The organism is Psychroserpens citreus (assembly GCF_055686305.1).
Genome location: NZ_CM145999.1, coordinates 644470 through 663163 on the forward strand (window position 1 = coordinate 644470; position 18694 = coordinate 663163).

The window sequence follows — 18694 nt, forward strand, 5'->3', positions numbered from 1 at the left end:
TAAATTAATTTGATGAGAGGTCAAAAGCATTAACCGCATCAGATATCTCATAACCTAAGCGATACCCTTCTGTACAATCCATTCGCATATGGACCCCTAATGGGATTCTAGAAAACGCATTTTCTTGGGCCATATCACTAAGTGAGCTGTATGATCTTGACGTGCCTCTAAACTCGGTTTCTCCTTCGTGCGTTGTATCTGTAAAATTGACATCATTCCCAAATTCATTAATAAAAATTCCAGCCGCAGCAGACGCAAAGGTAGAATGTCCTGACGGGTATCCAGGAAATGACGGATTTGGCCAAAATATGAATCGGTATAAATTTGTTTGAAAGTCTTCATCTATAAATTCGTTGATATATACATTTGGACGCATCACCATATAATCATATTTATCTGCCCAACACGACACAGCAGCATCATTGAGCGAAAACCCTAATTTTAAAAAGAGTTCTAATGTTGCATCAGATTCTAAATCAAACTGTTCAACCAATTGTCCTGCAATTGAAAATTGTCGGCCAGGTGGACTCATCATTAAGCCTTCAACATCATTAGACCAAAACTCTGCAATCCATAAATCTTCATTGTCTTCTGCTTTCGCTGTATTATTCACCTCATAGACTTCATGCATTTCATTATAATACGGACTATCAGTTGTCTCATCATAAGAAATTGATGGTGGATTAGTAGAGGTTTCCGCTGAAGAAATGACAAAGGTTCGCACAGATTCCCAATACGGAAATAAAGCACGTTCCTGATCTGCACTGTAGGTCCAAAAACCATCTCCAACTGGTGGTTCATACGACAAAGGTTGTGGTTCTAATTGTTGCTGTTGTGCTTCGGTATCAGTAAGACTGTAAGCAATAACACGCTGGGCAACATAGCTTCCCCAATCTCGTGAACTTTGTGCCAATTGATCAGACAAACCTTCAGACAATTCGTTGTCTTTTTCTTGCTCTAATTGTGCAATTGATGTTTCCAAACCTCCAGAAATATTATACATAAAGTGATCTATAACAGTGGCATAACAGGTATTTAAAGCAACATCAATATCAATTTCGGCTGCACGCTCATTATCATCAATATCAAAACCAGCAAGTCTATTCTTATTAGACGTGTAACCCACCATATCATAAACACAGGTTTCATAAGCTGCCAAATGAATATAAGCCAATGATCTTGCTGTAGCTGTTGGTCGCATACCATAGGCATAGCGATCAACTTCCAGCCAAACATCGTTCCAATCTATAATGAGTTGGGTCGTTTCGTTTGTGATTCCTACAGAATCAATAGTTATACTATCGTCGTCATTACTACATGACTCGAAAATTGCATATGTTAATATTAAAATGAGTATCCCTTTTAAGCTAACCTTTTTCATAATATTAATTCTTAGATTTGTTCATAGTAAATACTATTAATTCAATTAGAACTGCTATTAAATTATAAAAACTCAAGCTTAAGATTATTATTTGATTCATAAAAATCGTTGAAACCAATATTTTAATAGATGATGTTTATTTCAAGGTTGAAAAAAACCTACGAAAGTTAAAAACTAATTATTGTTCTGTAATGCTCACTTTTCTGTAACCAAACGACTTTACTATCGTCAGATAATAAAAATGTAACTTTAACCAATCAAAAATCATTTCGACATGAAACGCAAGCATTACACTTCAAAAGCCCTAACACTTTGCATTTGTTTACTCCTATCTATAAGCAGTTTTGCGCAAACCTTAGAACAACAAATTGACAGCTATATTAGTGGGCAATACACTTCAGAAACACCAAGTGTTTCGCTATTAGTTGCTAAAGATGGTAAGGTTATTTACAATAAGGCCTTTGGTATCGCTAACTTAGAACTCAATGTTAAAGCCGCACCAAAACACGTTTATGAAATTGGCTCCATCACAAAACAATTTACAGCCGTTGCCATTTTAATGCTCGAAGAACAAGGCAAACTAAGTCTTGACGATGAGATTACAAAATTCATTTCAGATTATCCAACACAAGGCAAAACCATAACCGTACACCACTTACTTAATCACACTTCTGGCATCCAAAGTTATACAGGTATGGCTAGTTTTAGGACATTAGCACGACAAGACATGACGCCATTAGAGCTGATTGATAAGTTTAAAAATGAACCTATGGAATTTGATCCTGGTACACAATACAAATACAACAACTCAGGCTATATCTTGTTAGGTCAAATCATAGAAGTGGTTACTGGTAAAAGTTATGCAGACTTCATTCAAACTCAAATTTTTGATAAAGTAGGGATGACCAACTCGTATTATGGCAGTATGGTGGACTTAATTCCTAATCGTGCTAGTGGTTATTCTGAAACGGAAACAGGCTATCGAAATGCTGATTATTTAAGCTTAACCTTGCCTTATGCAGCGGGTTCTATTATGTCGACTACTGGAGATTTATTAAAATGGCAAAACGCCATTAGTGCCAATCAACTTATTAAGAAGAGTTCATTTGACAAAGCTGTTAATGGCTCAAAGCTAAACAATGGCGAAGACATTAATTATGGTTATGGCTGGATTAAAGGTGATGTTAATGGATCGCGAACGATAGAACATTCTGGAGGTATTTTTGGCTATACAACCAATGGTATTTTTCTTCCTGAAGACAATGTGTACGTCATAGGCTTAACCAATTGTGATTGTAAAAATGTTGGTGCGCTCGTTACCAATGTAGCAGCTATGGCTATTGGGAAACCATTTCCGAAGAAAGAAGATGCGATTACATTAAGTGCAACGCAGCTCAGCAAATGGGTTGGTGCTTATGAATTTGATGGTGTGATTCGTCATATCACGCTAAAAGACAATCAATTATTTAGCCAACGTGAAGGCAGTACCAACTTAGAAATCTACCCAATGACTGCAACCAATTTCATTTTTGATGGTGGTGACACAACTTATGATTTTTATACTGAAGACGGAAATCGTATGGTAAAAATGAAATTGGGCGGACAATCTATTGTAGGAAAAGGCATTGACAAAGCGCCACCATCTGAACGTCAAGAAATTACATTAGATGCCGAAACACTTACAGGATATATTGGTAAATATGAAATTCAGCCAGGATTTGAAATCACAATTAGTGTAAGAGATAATAAAGTATATGGGCTTGCTACTGGTCAAGGTGAAGTCGAATTATTTGCTGAAGCTAAAGACAAATTCTTTTTAAAAGTAACGCCTGCAGATATTCACTTTAACCGAAATGCAGATGGTACCATCGAAAGTTTAACCTTATTTCAAGGCGGACAAGAGATGCTGGGAAAGAAAATAGAATAGACGATTTGATTTATAACAAAAAAAGCCACTTCAATTGAAATGGCTTTTTTTGTACTTTTATTTCATGAAAATCATCTCAACCAATATAGCAAAACCTACAACCTTTATCTGGAATGGTAAAGCCATAAAAACTGGCATCAATAAAAAACCTGTAGATTCAGCTATTTATTTAGAAAAAGAAACCGTAAAAGGTGATGAAGTTTCAGATAGAAAAGTGCATGGTGGCGAATTTAAAGCCTGTTATTTATTTTCTGCAGACCACTATCCCTATTGGAAAAACCTGTATCCTAATTTAGAATGGACCTATGGCATGCTAGGTGAAAACTTAACTGTAGAAGGTTTGGATGAAAGACAACTCAACATTGGCGACATTTATAAGGTTGGAAATGCACTAGTGCAAATCACGCAGCCTAGAGAACCTTGCTATAAATTTGGCATAAAATTTGGCACTCAAGATGTTTTAAAACAATTTATTGATCATGGTTTCCCTGGTACTTATGTTCGTGTTCTAGAAGAAGGAACCGTTAAAAATGGAGATACGTTTGAGCTTATAAAAAAAGCAGAACATAGTATTACTACCTTTCAGTTTTTTGAACTCTTATTCGCTCCAAATAAAAACAAAGCACATATCAATTTAGTTTTAGAAAATGATGCTTTACCTCAACGAAAACGAGATCGCTTAAAAAAGTTACTTTAAAACACCGAAGTCTATCTATTGAATTCACGTTCCTGAAATAATGTATAAGTAAAATAGCATACCTTTGCTTCAAATTCTGATGCATGTCATTTAAAGACTTAAAGCTTAACAAACCCATTTTAAGAGCCATAGCCGAAGCGGGTTATGACAATCCAACTTTAGTTCAGGAACAAACCATTCCAGTTGTATTGGATCGCAAAGATGTGATTACCTCAGCACAAACAGGAACCGGTAAAACCGCAGCTTTTGCTTTACCTATTTTACAGTTATTATTTGATAAGCAAGATGCTCCTAAAAAAGGCAAAAAAATAAAAGCATTAGTTGTAAGTCCAACACGTGAGTTAGCCATCCAGATTACAAAAAATTTCACGACCTATAGCACTTATACTAATTTGAGATCGGCAGTGGTGTATGGAGGCACCTCAATAGAACCTCAGAAAGACATTTTGGCTAAAGGCGTTGACATATTAGTTGCTACACCTGGTCGTTTGCTTGATCTTCATAAACAAGATTTGATCAACTTAGATTATGTGGAAACCTTTGTTCTTGATGAAGCCGATTTAATGCTAGATATGGGATTCATCGATGATGTTAAAAAAATTGAACGTTTATGTCCAGAAACAAAGCAAACACTTTTATTTTCTGCAACCTTGCCTTACAAAGTGGAGCAACTTGCGAATTCTATTTTGAAGTCTCCAGAACGTATTGAGGTAACACCTACCTCTTCTGCAGCAAAAAATGTGAGTCAGGTACTCTACTATGTTCCAAAACGCAATAAAATAGAACTGTGTTTACATGTGCTTCGAAATACCATAAAAGGCAATATTCTCATTTTTAGACGCACCAAATTTGGTGTCGATAAACTCCACCAAACTTTAATTAAAAATGGTTATACAGCAGAGCGATTACATGGTGATCGTTCGCAAAATGAACGCCAGAATGCATTAGCCGATTTTAAGCGAGGTAAGGTAAACATACTCATTGCAACTGATGTTGCAGCAAGAGGTATCGACATAAATGGATTGGATGCTGTTGTAAATTTTGATTTGCCAAACATCCCAGAAACCTATGTACATCGCATTGGAAGAACAGGTCGTGCAGGTGAATTTGGCCATTCATATTCATTTTGTTCAGCAGATGAAAAATCATACATCAAAACGATACAGCAATTGATTAATGTCCAAATTCCTATTGAAGAGAATCATCCGTATCCTTTAGACCCAAAAGCGAAACCCATTGTTCATAAAAAGAAAGGAAGTAAACATAAAAAGGGGCGAAAAAGTACTGCTTCAAAAAAGAAAAAGAAACGCTGGTATTAATTTTTAGTATTTCAATTTTCCTTAAATCTGATTATATTTAATCTCAAAACCCAACCAAATGAGTTCAGATCATAACAATCCAGCATTTAAAAAGCTACTACAGCGTCTCCAAGAAGAAAGTTGGCAATTAGAGTTAATCATATCAGGTTTTGCAATTTTTGGTTTATTTACGGCATTTGGCCCTATTACAGAAGCAGCTCAGATTGCAAAAGACAAGCAGCAATTGGTTGCTGCAATTGTATTATTTATTGCTCTTATTTCTTGTTCTATTTTAATATTCAATTTATTATTACATGTAGTTTTGCGAGGGCTTTGGATTGGTGCATTAGGACTTCGTTATGTGTCTGGAGATATTGATTACGACACTTTAAATTACAGTGAAAAATTTACTAAATATTTAAAGAGAAAAGTGGGTTCTTTTGACAAGTATGTTGCTACACTTGAAAATTATTGCAGCATTATTTTTGCAGTGTCCTTTTTATTAATCTTTTATGTTTTAGCACTTACTTTTACTATTGTTACCATAGCATTAATAGCTACTCAAATTATTAGTAATGATAGTTTACCTGAAACTTTAAGAACCATTATTGGAGTTATTCTTATTCTTTTTATTGTTTTTGGAATGATATTTACGTTTATAGATTTTATCACTCAAGGTTGGTTGAAAAAGAAAAAATGGACCTCAAGAATTTATTTTCCAGTATATTGGGTTTTTAGTTTTATCACGCTTTCCTTTTTATATAGACCGCTAGTGTATAATTTTTTAGACAATAAATTTGGGAAGCGCTTAAGCTTTATTTTGCTTCCTGTTTATTTTCTCATATTAGTACTTACATCATTCCATTATAAATTTTCCAACTATTTTGAAAGAATAGATTATTCATCAGAAAATGCAGCCTACAGTGGTAATTATCTCAATTTAATTAACGAGAATAACAATTTAATGGACGACGTGGCTATATCTTCTAAAGTTATAAAAGAATCTTATGTGAATGTTTTTTTACGTTTTACAGATAATCTTGAAAATAATGTGTTTAGCATTAACCCAGATCTTAAACCAAAAAAAGACCGAAGAGGCTTAAGAAGTGATATCATTATAGTTAATGATACCGATTGGAAAAATACAAGACAACTTAAAAAGGATTACATTAATACAGTAAATGACATCTATTCGGTGAGGATCGATTCGCTTGATTTTGACTCTGAATTCATCTTAACAGAAAGCAAACAAAAAAATTTAGGCTTCGAAACTTATGTTAATATTAGTAATTTGCAAGAAGGCAAACATCTATTAAAAGTTATGAGAAAACGTCTAAAAAATGGAGATACCGTGAAGCAATCTATTCGACGAATTCCATTTTGGTATTTTAAAGATTAAGATTCTATACGCTTATCAAAATAGCGCTTTAATAATGGTATCTGGATACAAAGCATAATAGCAAAAAGTAATACAGCATACACTAAAGTTTGTGAAGGTTTAAAGTCTGGAAAAACATCTAAAGAAACCCCTTGCATATTTAAATCTCTCAACCATTTAATGTCTGTACTTGAATTTCCAAAAATCACATAAGAAAAAACAGATACAACTGCTACCATAATTACAAACCAAACACGCTTAGAAATTAACGGCTTATAGGTAGTAACCGATGTATTTAAAGCATAGATCTGAGACATTACAGTATGTGTAAAATCAAACGATGGACTATCAATCGATGATTTTCCTATCACCTTACGGGATAGGTTATCTAAATGTTTATCTGCGTTCTCGTTCATAATGTTCTATTATTTCTGGTTCTAACTGCGACTTTAAAATAGTGGCCAACTTTTTTCGACATCTAAACAACTTCACTTTTATTGAATTTGCTGTGATACCGACAATTTTAGAAATTTCGTCTAAAGATAAGTCATCAAAATAATATAAAGTCAATAAAAAACTATCTTCACTTGGCAAATGATTAATACATCGCTGTATGGCTTCATTGCGCTCTTCTAATTCTAATTTATCTAAAGCGTTGTCAATGGTTTTGACTTGATGCGTCGTAAACTCATTGATTTCCACATCGTTTAAATACTTTCTATTCTTTTTTATACGATCCAAACACGTATTATATGCTACTCTATAAATCCATGTTGAAAATTTCGAATCTCCTTTAAATTTATGAAGCGACTTATAGGTTTTTATAAAGGTATCTTGTGCAACTTCTTCAGCTTCTTCTCTATTTTTCAACATTCTTAATGCCAATGTAAACACCAAATCTTTATACGTATCAACCAATACCGAAAAGGCACTTGTATCGCCATCGATGATTTGATTGATGAGTATTTGATCGGTGTTGGTGGTCATTTTAGGGTAAGACGATCTTATTCTTTATATGGTTACATGATTTTCAAAAAACTTTTTTTTTAATAAAGTGTAACCAAAATTAAGTTGCTATCGTCATAAGCTCAGTAACACATAAAATTAATCAATTAAAAAACACGATTATGGACGGAGAAATTTTAATACCAATTAGTATGTTTCTTGCAATGTTTGGAGTGATATACTTATATCTTTCAACAAGAAACAAAGAACGATTAGCACTCATCGAAAAAGGTGCAGATGCAACAATTTTTACGAGAGGAAGATCTCATACAGCTCCCATTTGGAAAGTACTTATCTTAAATCTTGCACTCTTATTAATGGGTATAGGATTAGGCACTTTTATTGCATCGGTAATAGATAATTATTCTACATTAGATGAAGATGCTATTTACCCTGCAGTGATTTTCTTTATGGCTGGTGTTGGATTGTTTATAGGCTTTAATATGACCAAAAACTTAGATAAAGAATAAACCAAACCTAACCAATCAATCTTAAACCACTGTTAATCAACAGTGGTTTTTTTATTTACCAATAGTTAATATGTATATTTAGACCTATAATTATTGCCCTAAAATGAAATATCTCATCAAAATCATTGTTACGTTCAGCTTTCTTTTTACACTGAATGCATCTGCACAAACCACAATATTAGATCAAGAAACTAAATATCCTGTATCATACGCTACCGTATCTTTTGGTGACGGACAAGGATTATTTGCAGATGATGATGGCATGTTTCTTTTTACAAAAAAATTGTATCCAGATATTGATTCCTTATACATATCTGCACTCGGCTATAAAGACTTAGCGATTTCGACAATAAACCTACCAAAGACTATAGAATTAGATATAGAAACTAATACATTAGATGAAGTTGTGGTTACTGCCATAGTTAATCGAAAATTTAAAAAAGAAACAATCAAACCCTATCTTGATGACGATTATTACAAATGTTGGTTACCAACAATAGAGAGTGAGATTGCCGTATTTTTCCCAAATAAAAATGAACAGTTAAAAAAAATCACATCGGTTTTATTTCCTATTACTTTAGAATCTAGAGATTGGAAAAAGCGTAAACGATCTAATGCAGACAAACGCAAATTCTCAACCTTATTTAAGGTGAAATTTTATAAAAATGACAATGGAATCCCTAGCGATGTCATGACTTATACAAACATTGTTTTTAGAGCTACTGAAAAAAACGGCGATGAGTTTGAATTAGATGTTTCAGAACATGATTTATTTATACCAAATGATGGCTTTTTTGTCTCCATTCAAGTATTGGGCTACACAGATCAAAATGGAAAACTTCTCCCGAATAAAAAATACAAAGAAATTAAAGGCAGAAACGGTATTGTAAAAATTCCAACTAATTTTAGACCGCTCCTACCTTTTACAGATGAAATAAGTGAACATAATACATTTATTAAACGGGTGTTTATAAGTGGCAATAATTGGGTGCAATTTAAAAAAGGTAATGGTATTGAATCAAGTTTGCTAAAAACCAACCTTAACAATTACGGCGTCGGGATTAACTATAATATCTACAAGGATGAATAATCTTTGGTTATGGGTAATTATTAAGTAACGAATTGGGTTTTGGCATTTATAAAACTGAATAATTATTAGTCTAAGTTAAATTCAATCTCGGCAGTGAAATTCTTAAACTATTTTCTATATTTGAATAACTTATCAATCTAAACTACTTGCATGAAAAAGGTCTCAATTTCTATTTTTTTAATTTTACTTTCTATATTATCAAGCCAGGCTCAGGAGCAACTTACTACTTTTGCAGATTTAACAGCAGATAAAGATGCTGACCCAACAGACTTTTTTGAATTCAATAATCAATTATTCTTTCTAGCAGAGAATGATATTTATGGCGAAGAAATTTGGGTAACCAATGGTGAAATAGGTAGTGCTACTCTATTAAAAGACATTAATCCAGGTAGTAAAAATGGTACTAGTTATCCTTTTGTAGCCAACTCGCAATCTAGAAAATTCCAAACACAAACAGCCATCTTAAATAATGAACTTTATTTTATTGCAACAGACGGAAATTCTGATGGAGAATTATGGAAAACTGATGGCACGACTGATGGTACAGTTAGAATAACAGATTTCTTAAATCATGATGTTGAACAACTAACTCTTGTGAACGGCGAACTATTTTTCTTTATCCGAAGGAGTGGGCAAACTAAAGAATTATGGAAAAGTGACGGAACTAGCTCTGGTACTATATTAGTAAAAGGAGATTTAGAGTTTAGTAATCTACCTCATCATTATAGTAAAATAAATAACACTTTTATTTTTGCCACTTTTGGTGTTGAAAGTTTAAGAATTTGGAGAAGCGATGGTACTAATGAGGGAACTTATCAAATTATTTCTTTCTTAAATAGTGCTTTCTCTATAAATCTCAACGACAACTCACTCTTTTTTAAATTTAACAATGAATTGTACTTCACTGTGCACAGCAATTCTATTGATTTTGGTGACCCTCAAAAAAATGTTGGAATAATGAAAACTGATGGGACCATTCCTAATACTGTTCCTGTTGTAGGTCTATTCGATATTTCAATTTATTATGGTTCAGACTTTTCAAGAATTATTGAACTTAATAATAAAATCTATATTTCATTTGCTAGATTTAGCCCAAATAAATTACATATTTATGAGGTAGATTTGATTACTCAAAGTGCTCAAACTATATATGATGAAGAGCGTAATGATATATTTCATACTTCGGATTTAATAACAAATGGGAATTCATTGTTTTTTTGCGGACCAAATTCATTAAACAATACCGCATTACTAAGTGTTAATCTAAATGATTACAGCGTCAATGAGATAAAAGAATTAACAGCCGACAGTTATGCAGACTATGGCACCTTAAAAACAGTAAATTCGAACACCTACTATATAAGCATCCCAACTAATAACAATGAAAATGAAGCTTGGTTTTCAAACCTAACTGAAGCATCAACAAATAGAGTTTCTGAACTAGACAATTTGGAAATAATTTCCTCCTATAACGACGATTTATTTTTCTCTTATCCAACAGTAGATCAAGGCAATGAGCTTTGGAAATATGATACAACAAGTAACACAAGCATTCAAATTGATAATATAAATCCGTATCACGAAGGGTTTAGGGAGTATAATGGGAATTTTACTGGTTTAAGAAAAAATGATATTGCAGTTATAAATGACAAAATCGTATTTGGCGCTAAGGATGATACGAATGGTGATGAACCAAGAGTTTATAATAATACAGATAATACCGTCACATTATTACAGGATATAAATTCGGGTAATAATGGTTCATTTTCTGGTGGATTGATAAGTGGTTATTTTGAGTATGATAACGACATTTATTTTAGTGCTTATAATCCAACTTATGGTGAGGAATTATGGAGAACAGATGGCACAATCAATGGAACAGTGATTAATCAGGATGTTTTTAATGGATCATCAAGCTCAGACCCAAGGTATCTTTTAGAATCTCAAGGGTTATTATATTTTCTAGCTGGAAATTCCCCATCACTGTGGAGTACTGATGGAACCAATAGAACATTAATAAAATCATTTGGTAGTACTTTTGCAGTAGATATGATTGAAAAAAATGGTTTAATCTATATTAGTCTAATTGATACAAATAACCTTGATTCTCTTCTTTGGGTAAGCGATGGTGACATCGAAGGCACAACAAATTTAGCTACTCATAAATCGATAAACGATATTACAGTTACAGATAATTATACTTTTTTCTCAACTCAAGAAGTTTTAAATGGTGAAATCGAACTTTGGAAAACAGATGGTTCTATTGCAGGCACTCAATTAGTAAAGGATATTGGCATTGGCTATTCATCAATCCCACATGGATTAATTGCTTTTGGAGATAGTGTAATTTTTTCTGCTTTTACAAATGAAAACGGAAGAGAATTATGGATATCAGATGGTACTGAAAGTGGCACTACATTGTTAAAAGACATATTCGCTGGAGTTAATAGTGGACTAGACTTTAACTCTGAGTTTTTTACTACAGATGAATTTGTTTATTTCTCAGCTAATGATGGTTCTACTGGCACAGAACTATGGCGTACAGATGGTACTGAAGCTGGGACTGTATTGATAAAAGATATTAACGCTGGTATTAGCGGTTCTAACGCTACTGAATTTGTAAAAATTAATAATACCATATATTTTCAAGCATTCGAAGCTTCACAAGGTTCTGAGTTATGGAAAACCGATGGTACAGAAGCAGGAACTCTAAATGTAACTGATGATATAAGTCCTGGTGTTTCAGGATCAGTCCCTAGAGATATTATTTCCTCTGAAGGTGATCTTTTCTTTACAGCTGTTACTGAAACTCATGGTAGACAATTATGGAAAATTGCTGGAGAGACATTAAGCAATGAGTCTATAGAAGTAACTACCGAAGTATCAATATTTCCTAATCCTTCAAAAAATACAATTCACTTTAATACGACTCAATCCGTTACTAACGCTAGTATTTTCAACATAAATGGACAACTAATCAATATATTTGATAGGATTAATAATAATACAATAGACATTTCAAAATTGACTGCTGGGCTTTACATCATTGAATTCGAACTAAATGGGAAAAGCTATAATAGTAAAATTTTAAAGCAATAATAGAACTGTTTAAAATTATATTTTCATGGCGTCGAATTAGATACTTGAAGCACTTTTCCGTTGTAATATCTATTTCCGCTAAGAGAAAACTCTTGAATATATTGGGCCATTTCTAAGGCAGTCGTAGGCGCTTGATAATCAGGAAAAGCTTCTTTTAACATCTCCGTTTGTACTGCGCCTAACGCCAATACATTAAACTGTGGGCCACTGGCTTTATATTCTTCTGCCAATAATTCAGTTAAAGTAATTACTGCGCCTTTACTAGAACTATAAGCCGCCAATCCAGGAAATTTCATACTGCCTTGTATTCCTCCCATCGAGCTTATAGTTACAACATGTCCGTCATTCTTCATGAATGGTAAAACGATTCGTGTCATTTCAGATACACCAAACACATTAGTTTCATAAACTTTAGAGAAATCTTTAAAGGTCGTTTCTGAAAATGGCTTATTTAAGAGCATTCCTGCATTATTGATCAAAATATCAACATGATTCCACTCATTTTTAACAAACTGTTCTACCTTTTGATAATCGTCCTGATTACATAAATCGAATGCAAATGAAGAAATATTCTCAAAATGTAAATTGTTTACGGGCTGTGCATTTCTAGATAGAGCCAACACATTATGCCCTTGATTGGCAAATAAATGCACCAATTCAAAACCAATACCACGACTCGTTCCTGTTATGATAATATTTTTAATTGGCTTCATACATCACAATCTCTTTAGTAGCAGTATTACTCATTTCTTCAATAGCAGGAACGGTATTATTTATTAAACTTGCCATAAACTCATAATCTAACTCATTAATCTCATCTTCTGCGTGATGATAGTAATTGTAATTAGACAAATCACAGGATGATATCGTTTGGCATGGTAAATTAAATGCCTCATAAAATGGAAAATTATCAGATTTGTTGAATAAATTATACTTTTTAGCAACGTCTGACTCTCCTAGTAGGTTCCTTCCTGCATATTCATTTATTTTTCCAGCCATATTCGACAATTGATAACCTGTTAAAAGCGCTTCATAGTCTCGGTCTTTAAATGGCACACCAATCATCTCAAAATTCACCATTGCATATAAGTTTAGGTTTTCAGATTTTAAACGTTTTGCCAAATGTTTAGAACCTAACAGTCCCATTTCCTCAGCCGAAAATAAAGCAAATATGATACTTCTTTTATTATTTTTTCTTTCAGCAAAATACCGAGCCATGGCAATTACACCTGCTGTACCTGCAGCATTATCATTAGCTCCATTGGCAATAGAATCTGATACAGTAATGTTACCTTTTCTACTCTTCTTTCTGGCATCTTCACCATGTCCAATATGATCGTAATGTGCCCCCAAAATAATGACTTCATCTTTTAGTGTTTCATCTGTTCCCTCTATAAAACCAATCACATTAAAAGCATCTAAACTATCAGCCTTGAAATGATCTCTATAGGACTCGTAGTAAGGCTTTATACCAAACGACTTAAACTGAGATTCAATGTATGATGCTGCATCTTCAATGCCTTTGCTCCCAGTATGTCTACCTTGCAACTCATCGGAAGCTAAATAGTTCACGGCTGCCTTAACTTCATCGCTAGTAATAGTTACGGTTTCTAATTTGGGTTCAGATTTACAACTTACAATAAGCAGTAAAAGTGTTAGGGATAAAATATGTTTCATAGTGTTTTTATTTGCGTTTAAAGATAAAAAATCCTGACTTGAATACATCAAATCAGGATTTAAAAATATTATAGATTCTGAATCAACATCAGAAGGATTTATCTAAATCTTTATACTAACATTGTTACTGGATTTTCAATATAGCCTTTCAAGGTTTGTAAGAATTGAGCTCCAGTAGCACCATCTACAGTTCTATGATCACAAGCCATCGTTAACTTCATTGTATGCCCTGGAACAACTTGTCCATCCTTAACAACAGGTTTAGATACAATTGCTCCAACAGATAAAATTGCTGAATTAGGCTGATTGATAATTGACGTAAAACTTTCAATACCAAACATTCCTAAATTAGAAATCGTAAATGTACTGCCTTCCATTTCGTCTAAACTTAACTTTTTATTTCTAGCCTTTCCCGCATACTCCTTAACAGCAGCACCTATTTGAGTTAAACTTTGCTCATTAGCAAAACGAACTACAGGCACTACTAATCCATCAGGTACAGCTACTGCAACACCAATATGAACATGGTTATTTAAACGCATTTTATCATCAAACCATTGTGAATTTACTTGAGGATGCGCTTTTAACGCCAAAGCACAAGCCTTCACAATCATATCATTATATGAAATTTTAGTATCAGGAAGTGAGTTATATTGTGCTCTAAACGCCATAGCATTCTCCATATCAAACTCCACATTTAAATAATAATGTGGCGCTGAAAACTTAGATTTAGCTAAATTCTTAGCAATCGCTTTACGCATATTAGAATTGGCTACTTCATCAAAATCTTCTTGACCTGTTGGTACAAACTTACCAACTGATGCTGATTGAGATACTGGCGTATAGTTTTCTATATCGCGTTTAACAATTCTTCCGTTTTCTCCTGTTCCATTAACTTGGGATAAATTAATACCTTTTTCTTCGGCCATCTTCTTAGCTAAAGGTGACACATAAATTCTACCATTAGTATTAGATGATGTATTTATTACCTTAGGCGCTTCTTGTTTAGGCGCTTCCGTAACTTTTGGTGTTTCTTTTGGAGTTTCAACCGATTTAGATTCAGTAGGCTGACTACCTTCTATTTTAAAGTTTTTAGCAATAGTTGAAACATCTGTTCCAGTAGGACCAATAATTGCTAATAAGGAATCTACTTTTGCTGATTCACCTTCTTGTAATCCTACGTGCAATAAAGTTCCTGATTGAAAAGATTCAAACTCCATTGTGGCTTTATCGGTTTCGATTTCAGCTAAAATATCGCCTTCTTCTACCTCATCACCAACTTGCTTTAACCATGTGGCCACAGTTCCTTCTTCCATGGTATCACTTAAACGAGGCATTGTAACCACAATGACTCCTTCAGGTAACTCTTGCGAATCTTGACCATCACTACTATCAACAACTTCTGTTGTATCTTCAGAAGACTCTGTATTAACTTCTTCAGATTTAGTTTCTGATCCAGAATTACTTCCGTTTATTAATCCAGATATATCTTCATCAGCATCACCAATAATAGCTAAAAGAGTATCTACTTTTGCCGTTTCTCCTTCTTGAATACCTATGTGAAGTAATGTACCCTCATTGAACGATTCAAACTCCATTGTCGCTTTATCGGTTTCTATTTCAGCTAAAATATCGCCTTCTTCAACTTTGTCTCCAACTTTTTTTAGCCAGCTCGCGACCGTACCTTCTTCCATCGTATCGCTTAAACGCGGCATGTTAATTACTTCAGCCATAGCTTATATTTTGTGTTGTATAAATGGATAATCTTCTTGCTCATAAACGGCATCATACATAACGTTTTTGTCTGGATATGGAGACTCTTCTGCAAATTTCTCACATTCTTTAACCAAATCTTTCACACGTTTATCTATGACTTTAATATCATCTTCTGAGGCGTACTTCTTCTCAAGTAAAATATCTTTAACTTGAGTAATTGGGTCTATTTTTTTATATTCTTCAACCTCTTCCTTAGTTCTATAATGTTGCGCATCAGACATTGAATGTCCTCTATAACGATATGTTTTCACTTCCAAAAATGTAGGACCTTCTCCACGTCTAGCTCTTCCAATGGCTTCATCAAATGCTTCAGCCACCTTAATTGGATTCATTCCATCAACAGGTCCAGAAGGCATTTCATAACCTAAACCTAGTTTCCAAATATCGGTATGATTCGCTGTTCGTTCTACAGACGTTCCCATAGCATAACCATTGTTTTCACAAACAAATACCACTGGTAATTTCCATAACATTGCTAAGTTAAATGTTTCATGAAGCGATCCTTGACGTGCAGCACCATCACCAAAACAACATAAGGTTACAGCATCACTCCCATGGTACTTATCACCAAACGCAATTCCAGCTCCAAGTGGAATTTGCCCACCTACAATACCATGACCTCCATAAAAACGATGTTCCTTTGAGAAAATATGCATAGAGCCTCCCAAACCTTGAGAAGTTCCTGTTGCTTTTCCGTACAATTCTGCCATAACACGTTTTGGATCCACACCCATTCCAATTGGCTGTACGTGATTTCTGTATGCGGTAATCATTTTATCTTTAGTCAAATCCATAGCATGGAGCGCTCCAGCTAATACAGCCTCTTGACCATTATATAAATGAAGAAATCCTCTTACTTTTTGTTGAATATATACTGCAGCAAGCTTATCTTCAAACTTTCTCCAGAACAACATATCCTCATACCATTTAAGGTAAACTTCTTTTGTGATTTTTTGCATTGGTGACGCTAATTATTTAAACGAATAACAAAAGTAACACTTTAGTTAGTAATGAAAAAACTGAAAATCGTAAATTTATTACGAAAACGTTATAGAAAACTTCTGTCGAAACCGAGTGGTAATAAATTTGCTAGTGAAGCTGATTTTACAATTTTACCTGTTTCTCCCATGAAGAAAATTTCTATGGGTGTGTCTTGCTTTACTTCATATTCAGCTATGGCCTGTCTACAAGCTCCACAAGGTGGAATTGGTGTAGAGGTTTCTTGCAGTTGAGAACCAGCAGTTAACGCCATTTTTAAAACTTTTGCATCTGGATATTGAGCGCCTGCATAATAAATTGCGGTACGCTCAGCACATAAGCCCGAAGGGTAAGATGCATTTTCTTGATTATTGCCAGTAATGATTTCTCCATTGTCTAATAAAAGTGCAGCGCCAACTAAAAATTTAGAATAAGGCGCATACGCCTTAAGTCTTGCTTCTACGGCTTTTTCCATAAGTGAAGTTATGGCTTCTGGAAGCTCATCAATACGCTCATAAACCGTAAGCGTCGATTCTATTTTTATGTCTTTCATTAGATATGTATTTAGACAAAAAAACTATTGCTTTTGAGAAACAATAGTTTTGTATTCGAATTACTATAACGATTAATATTCATCATATTCTCCATCTCCAAAATTAAATGTTAGAGAAAAACGCAATGTATTTTCTAACGGACTTTGAACTTTCGATGCTGAGAATAGGTATGACAAATCGATATTAATAGTTGTGTATTTAAATCCAGCTCCTAAAGCAAAAAACTTTCTCGCTCCTTTCTCATCACTTTCATTAAAATAACCAGCTCTAAAAGCAAAAGATTCTTGATATAAGTACTCAGCTCCTAATGCCCAAGTAAATTCTTTTAATTCTTCACTAAAGCCTCCTGGAGCATCACCAAAAGACTGAAATACGCCTGACAAGAAACTTACATCGTTAGTTTGACCTTCAGTAATGATTGTTGGCTCACTTTCATCTATATCTGCAGTTGCAGGATCATCAGACGTTTGTTCTCCATCTCCATTGGTATCCACAAAACCGAATAATGGTGGAGTTGGCACTAATAATTTTGTTACTTCAGCTGTAACAGCTAATTTATTGTAATCATCAAAAATGAAATCAAAACCACCACCCAATCTTAAGTTAGTTGGTAAAAAGTTTTCTCGTCCGCCATCATCATATTTAATTTTAGGACCTAAGTTTTGAATTGCAAATCCAAAACGAGTTCTACCATTAAAACTATTATAAGCCTCTTCTTCACTTTGATAATATCCTGAAATATCAACTCCAAAAGAACCTGCTGCTTGGGCATTAGCATCTACAGCTTGAATTCTTAAATCTGAGCGTAAATATCTTAATGCAACAGACATTGCAAATTGATCAGCTAAACGTAATGAATAAGATGCATCTACAGTAAATTCGTTTGGTTTCTCAATTAATGGTTCAGAAAATTCATCAGGACGAATCTCTATTTCTCCCAATCCAAAATATTTAAAACTAAATCCAAAAGAACTTCTTTCATCAATTCTATTGAAATAGGTTAAGTAAGCAATTGATATATCATTTACCAATTTACTTAAATAAGGTGTGTAACTTACAGCAATACCCGATTTAGCTTCAGAGAATGTATATTTAGCAGCATTCCATTGTTGTGCATAAGCATCAACTGAAGTCGCAACTCCCATATCTCCCATACCAGCAGCACGTGCATCTGGAGCAATAAGCATAAAAGGCACACCTGTAGTAATTACTGTTGATTGGTTATCAAATGTTATTGTTTCTTGAGCCTTAGCGGTATTAAAAACTGTAAGTGCAATTAGGGCTAAAATGTATCTTTTCATATGTAAATTCATGTTTATATCAATGTATTTCTACACTGCATATATTAAGCAAATATAAATCTT

At 33.8% G+C, this 18694-nt stretch carries 16 protein-coding genes; 7 read left to right on the top strand and 9 right to left on the bottom strand.

Annotated elements, in window-relative coordinates; genetic code table 11:
- Positions 1-4: 4 nt before the first annotated feature.
- Positions 5-1381: a vanadium-dependent haloperoxidase gene (locus ACTU6T_RS03035; RefSeq protein ID WP_460219791.1), complete on the bottom strand. Its 1377-nt coding sequence runs from the start codon at positions 1379-1381 to the stop codon at positions 5-7.
- A 274-nt stretch (positions 1382-1655) separates the two neighbouring features.
- On the opposite strand from ACTU6T_RS03035, the gene ACTU6T_RS03040 reads away from it, so the two are divergent.
- The 4 genes from ACTU6T_RS03040 to ACTU6T_RS03055 all read left to right on the top strand — a co-directional run bounded on the left by ACTU6T_RS03040 (position 1656) and on the right by ACTU6T_RS03055 (position 6702).
- A complete protein-coding gene (locus tag ACTU6T_RS03040) occupies positions 1656-3308 on the top strand; it encodes a serine hydrolase (protein WP_460219792.1) in 1653 nt (550 codons plus the stop codon).
- A gap of 64 nt (positions 3309-3372) precedes the next feature.
- Positions 3373-4005, top strand: a complete 633-nt coding sequence (locus tag ACTU6T_RS03045; protein ID WP_460219793.1) for an MOSC domain-containing protein — start codon at positions 3373-3375, stop codon at positions 4003-4005.
- Positions 4006-4088: 83 nt separating this feature from the next.
- Complete coding sequence (locus tag ACTU6T_RS03050) at positions 4089-5324, top strand: DEAD/DEAH box helicase (RefSeq protein WP_460219794.1); 1236 nt, start codon at positions 4089-4091, stop codon at positions 5322-5324.
- 58 nt (positions 5325-5382) lie between these two features.
- A complete protein-coding gene (locus ACTU6T_RS03055) occupies positions 5383-6702 on the top strand; it encodes a hypothetical protein (RefSeq protein WP_460219795.1) in 1320 nt (439 codons plus the stop codon).
- Here ACTU6T_RS03055 and ACTU6T_RS03060 read toward each other — a convergent pair.
- The gene (locus tag ACTU6T_RS03060; RefSeq protein WP_460219796.1) at positions 6699-7097 is read right to left on the bottom strand and encodes a hypothetical protein; all 399 of its coding nucleotides are present in this window, start codon (positions 7095-7097) and stop codon (positions 6699-6701) included. The genes ACTU6T_RS03055 and ACTU6T_RS03060 overlap by 4 nt on opposite strands.
- On the bottom strand, positions 7078-7668 hold the full coding sequence (locus tag ACTU6T_RS03065; protein WP_460219797.1) for an RNA polymerase sigma factor: 591 nt from the start codon (positions 7666-7668) through the stop codon (positions 7078-7080). The genes ACTU6T_RS03060 and ACTU6T_RS03065 overlap by 20 nt, the downstream gene beginning before the upstream one ends.
- Positions 7669-7808: 140 nt before the next feature.
- On the opposite strand from ACTU6T_RS03065, the gene ACTU6T_RS03070 reads away from it, so the two are divergent.
- The 3 genes from ACTU6T_RS03070 (at position 7809) to ACTU6T_RS03080 (ending at position 12345) form a co-directional block, all read left to right on the top strand.
- Positions 7809-8156: a DUF6249 domain-containing protein gene (locus ACTU6T_RS03070; protein WP_460219798.1), complete on the top strand. Its 348-nt coding sequence runs from the start codon at positions 7809-7811 to the stop codon at positions 8154-8156.
- Between the two features lie 103 nt (positions 8157-8259).
- Complete coding sequence (locus ACTU6T_RS03075; protein ID WP_460219799.1) at positions 8260-9246, top strand: peptidase associated/transthyretin-like domain-containing protein; 987 nt, start codon at positions 8260-8262, stop codon at positions 9244-9246.
- 150 nt (positions 9247-9396) lie between these two features.
- On the top strand, positions 9397-12345 hold the full coding sequence (locus ACTU6T_RS03080) for an ELWxxDGT repeat protein (protein ID WP_460219800.1): 2949 nt from the start codon (positions 9397-9399) through the stop codon (positions 12343-12345).
- Between the two features lie 23 nt (positions 12346-12368).
- Here the strand turns inward: ACTU6T_RS03080 and ACTU6T_RS03085 are convergent, their stop codons facing one another.
- From ACTU6T_RS03085 to porV, 6 genes are all read right to left on the bottom strand, one after another.
- Positions 12369-13058 (bottom strand): SDR family NAD(P)-dependent oxidoreductase, encoded by a 690-nt coding sequence (locus ACTU6T_RS03085; protein WP_460219801.1) that lies wholly within the window; start codon positions 13056-13058, stop codon positions 12369-12371.
- Positions 13045-14022 (bottom strand): M20/M25/M40 family metallo-hydrolase, encoded by a 978-nt coding sequence (locus ACTU6T_RS03090; protein ID WP_460219802.1) that lies wholly within the window; start codon positions 14020-14022, stop codon positions 13045-13047. The genes ACTU6T_RS03085 and ACTU6T_RS03090 overlap by 14 nt, the downstream gene beginning before the upstream one ends.
- Positions 14023-14132: 110 nt before the next feature.
- Complete coding sequence (locus tag ACTU6T_RS03095; protein ID WP_460219803.1) at positions 14133-15755, bottom strand: 2-oxo acid dehydrogenase subunit E2; 1623 nt, start codon at positions 15753-15755, stop codon at positions 14133-14135.
- Between the two features lie 3 nt (positions 15756-15758).
- Positions 15759-16757 (bottom strand): pyruvate dehydrogenase (acetyl-transferring) E1 component subunit alpha, encoded by a 999-nt coding sequence (gene pdhA, locus ACTU6T_RS03100; RefSeq protein WP_460219804.1) that lies wholly within the window; start codon positions 16755-16757, stop codon positions 15759-15761.
- An 89-nt stretch (positions 16758-16846) separates the two neighbouring features.
- The gene (gene cdd / locus ACTU6T_RS03105; protein ID WP_460219805.1) at positions 16847-17329 is read right to left on the bottom strand and encodes a cytidine deaminase; all 483 of its coding nucleotides are present in this window, start codon (positions 17327-17329) and stop codon (positions 16847-16849) included.
- 72 nt (positions 17330-17401) lie between these two features.
- Positions 17402-18631: a type IX secretion system outer membrane channel protein PorV gene (porV, locus tag ACTU6T_RS03110; RefSeq protein WP_460219806.1), complete on the bottom strand. Its 1230-nt coding sequence runs from the start codon at positions 18629-18631 to the stop codon at positions 17402-17404.
- Between the last annotated feature and the right edge of the window lie 63 nt (positions 18632-18694).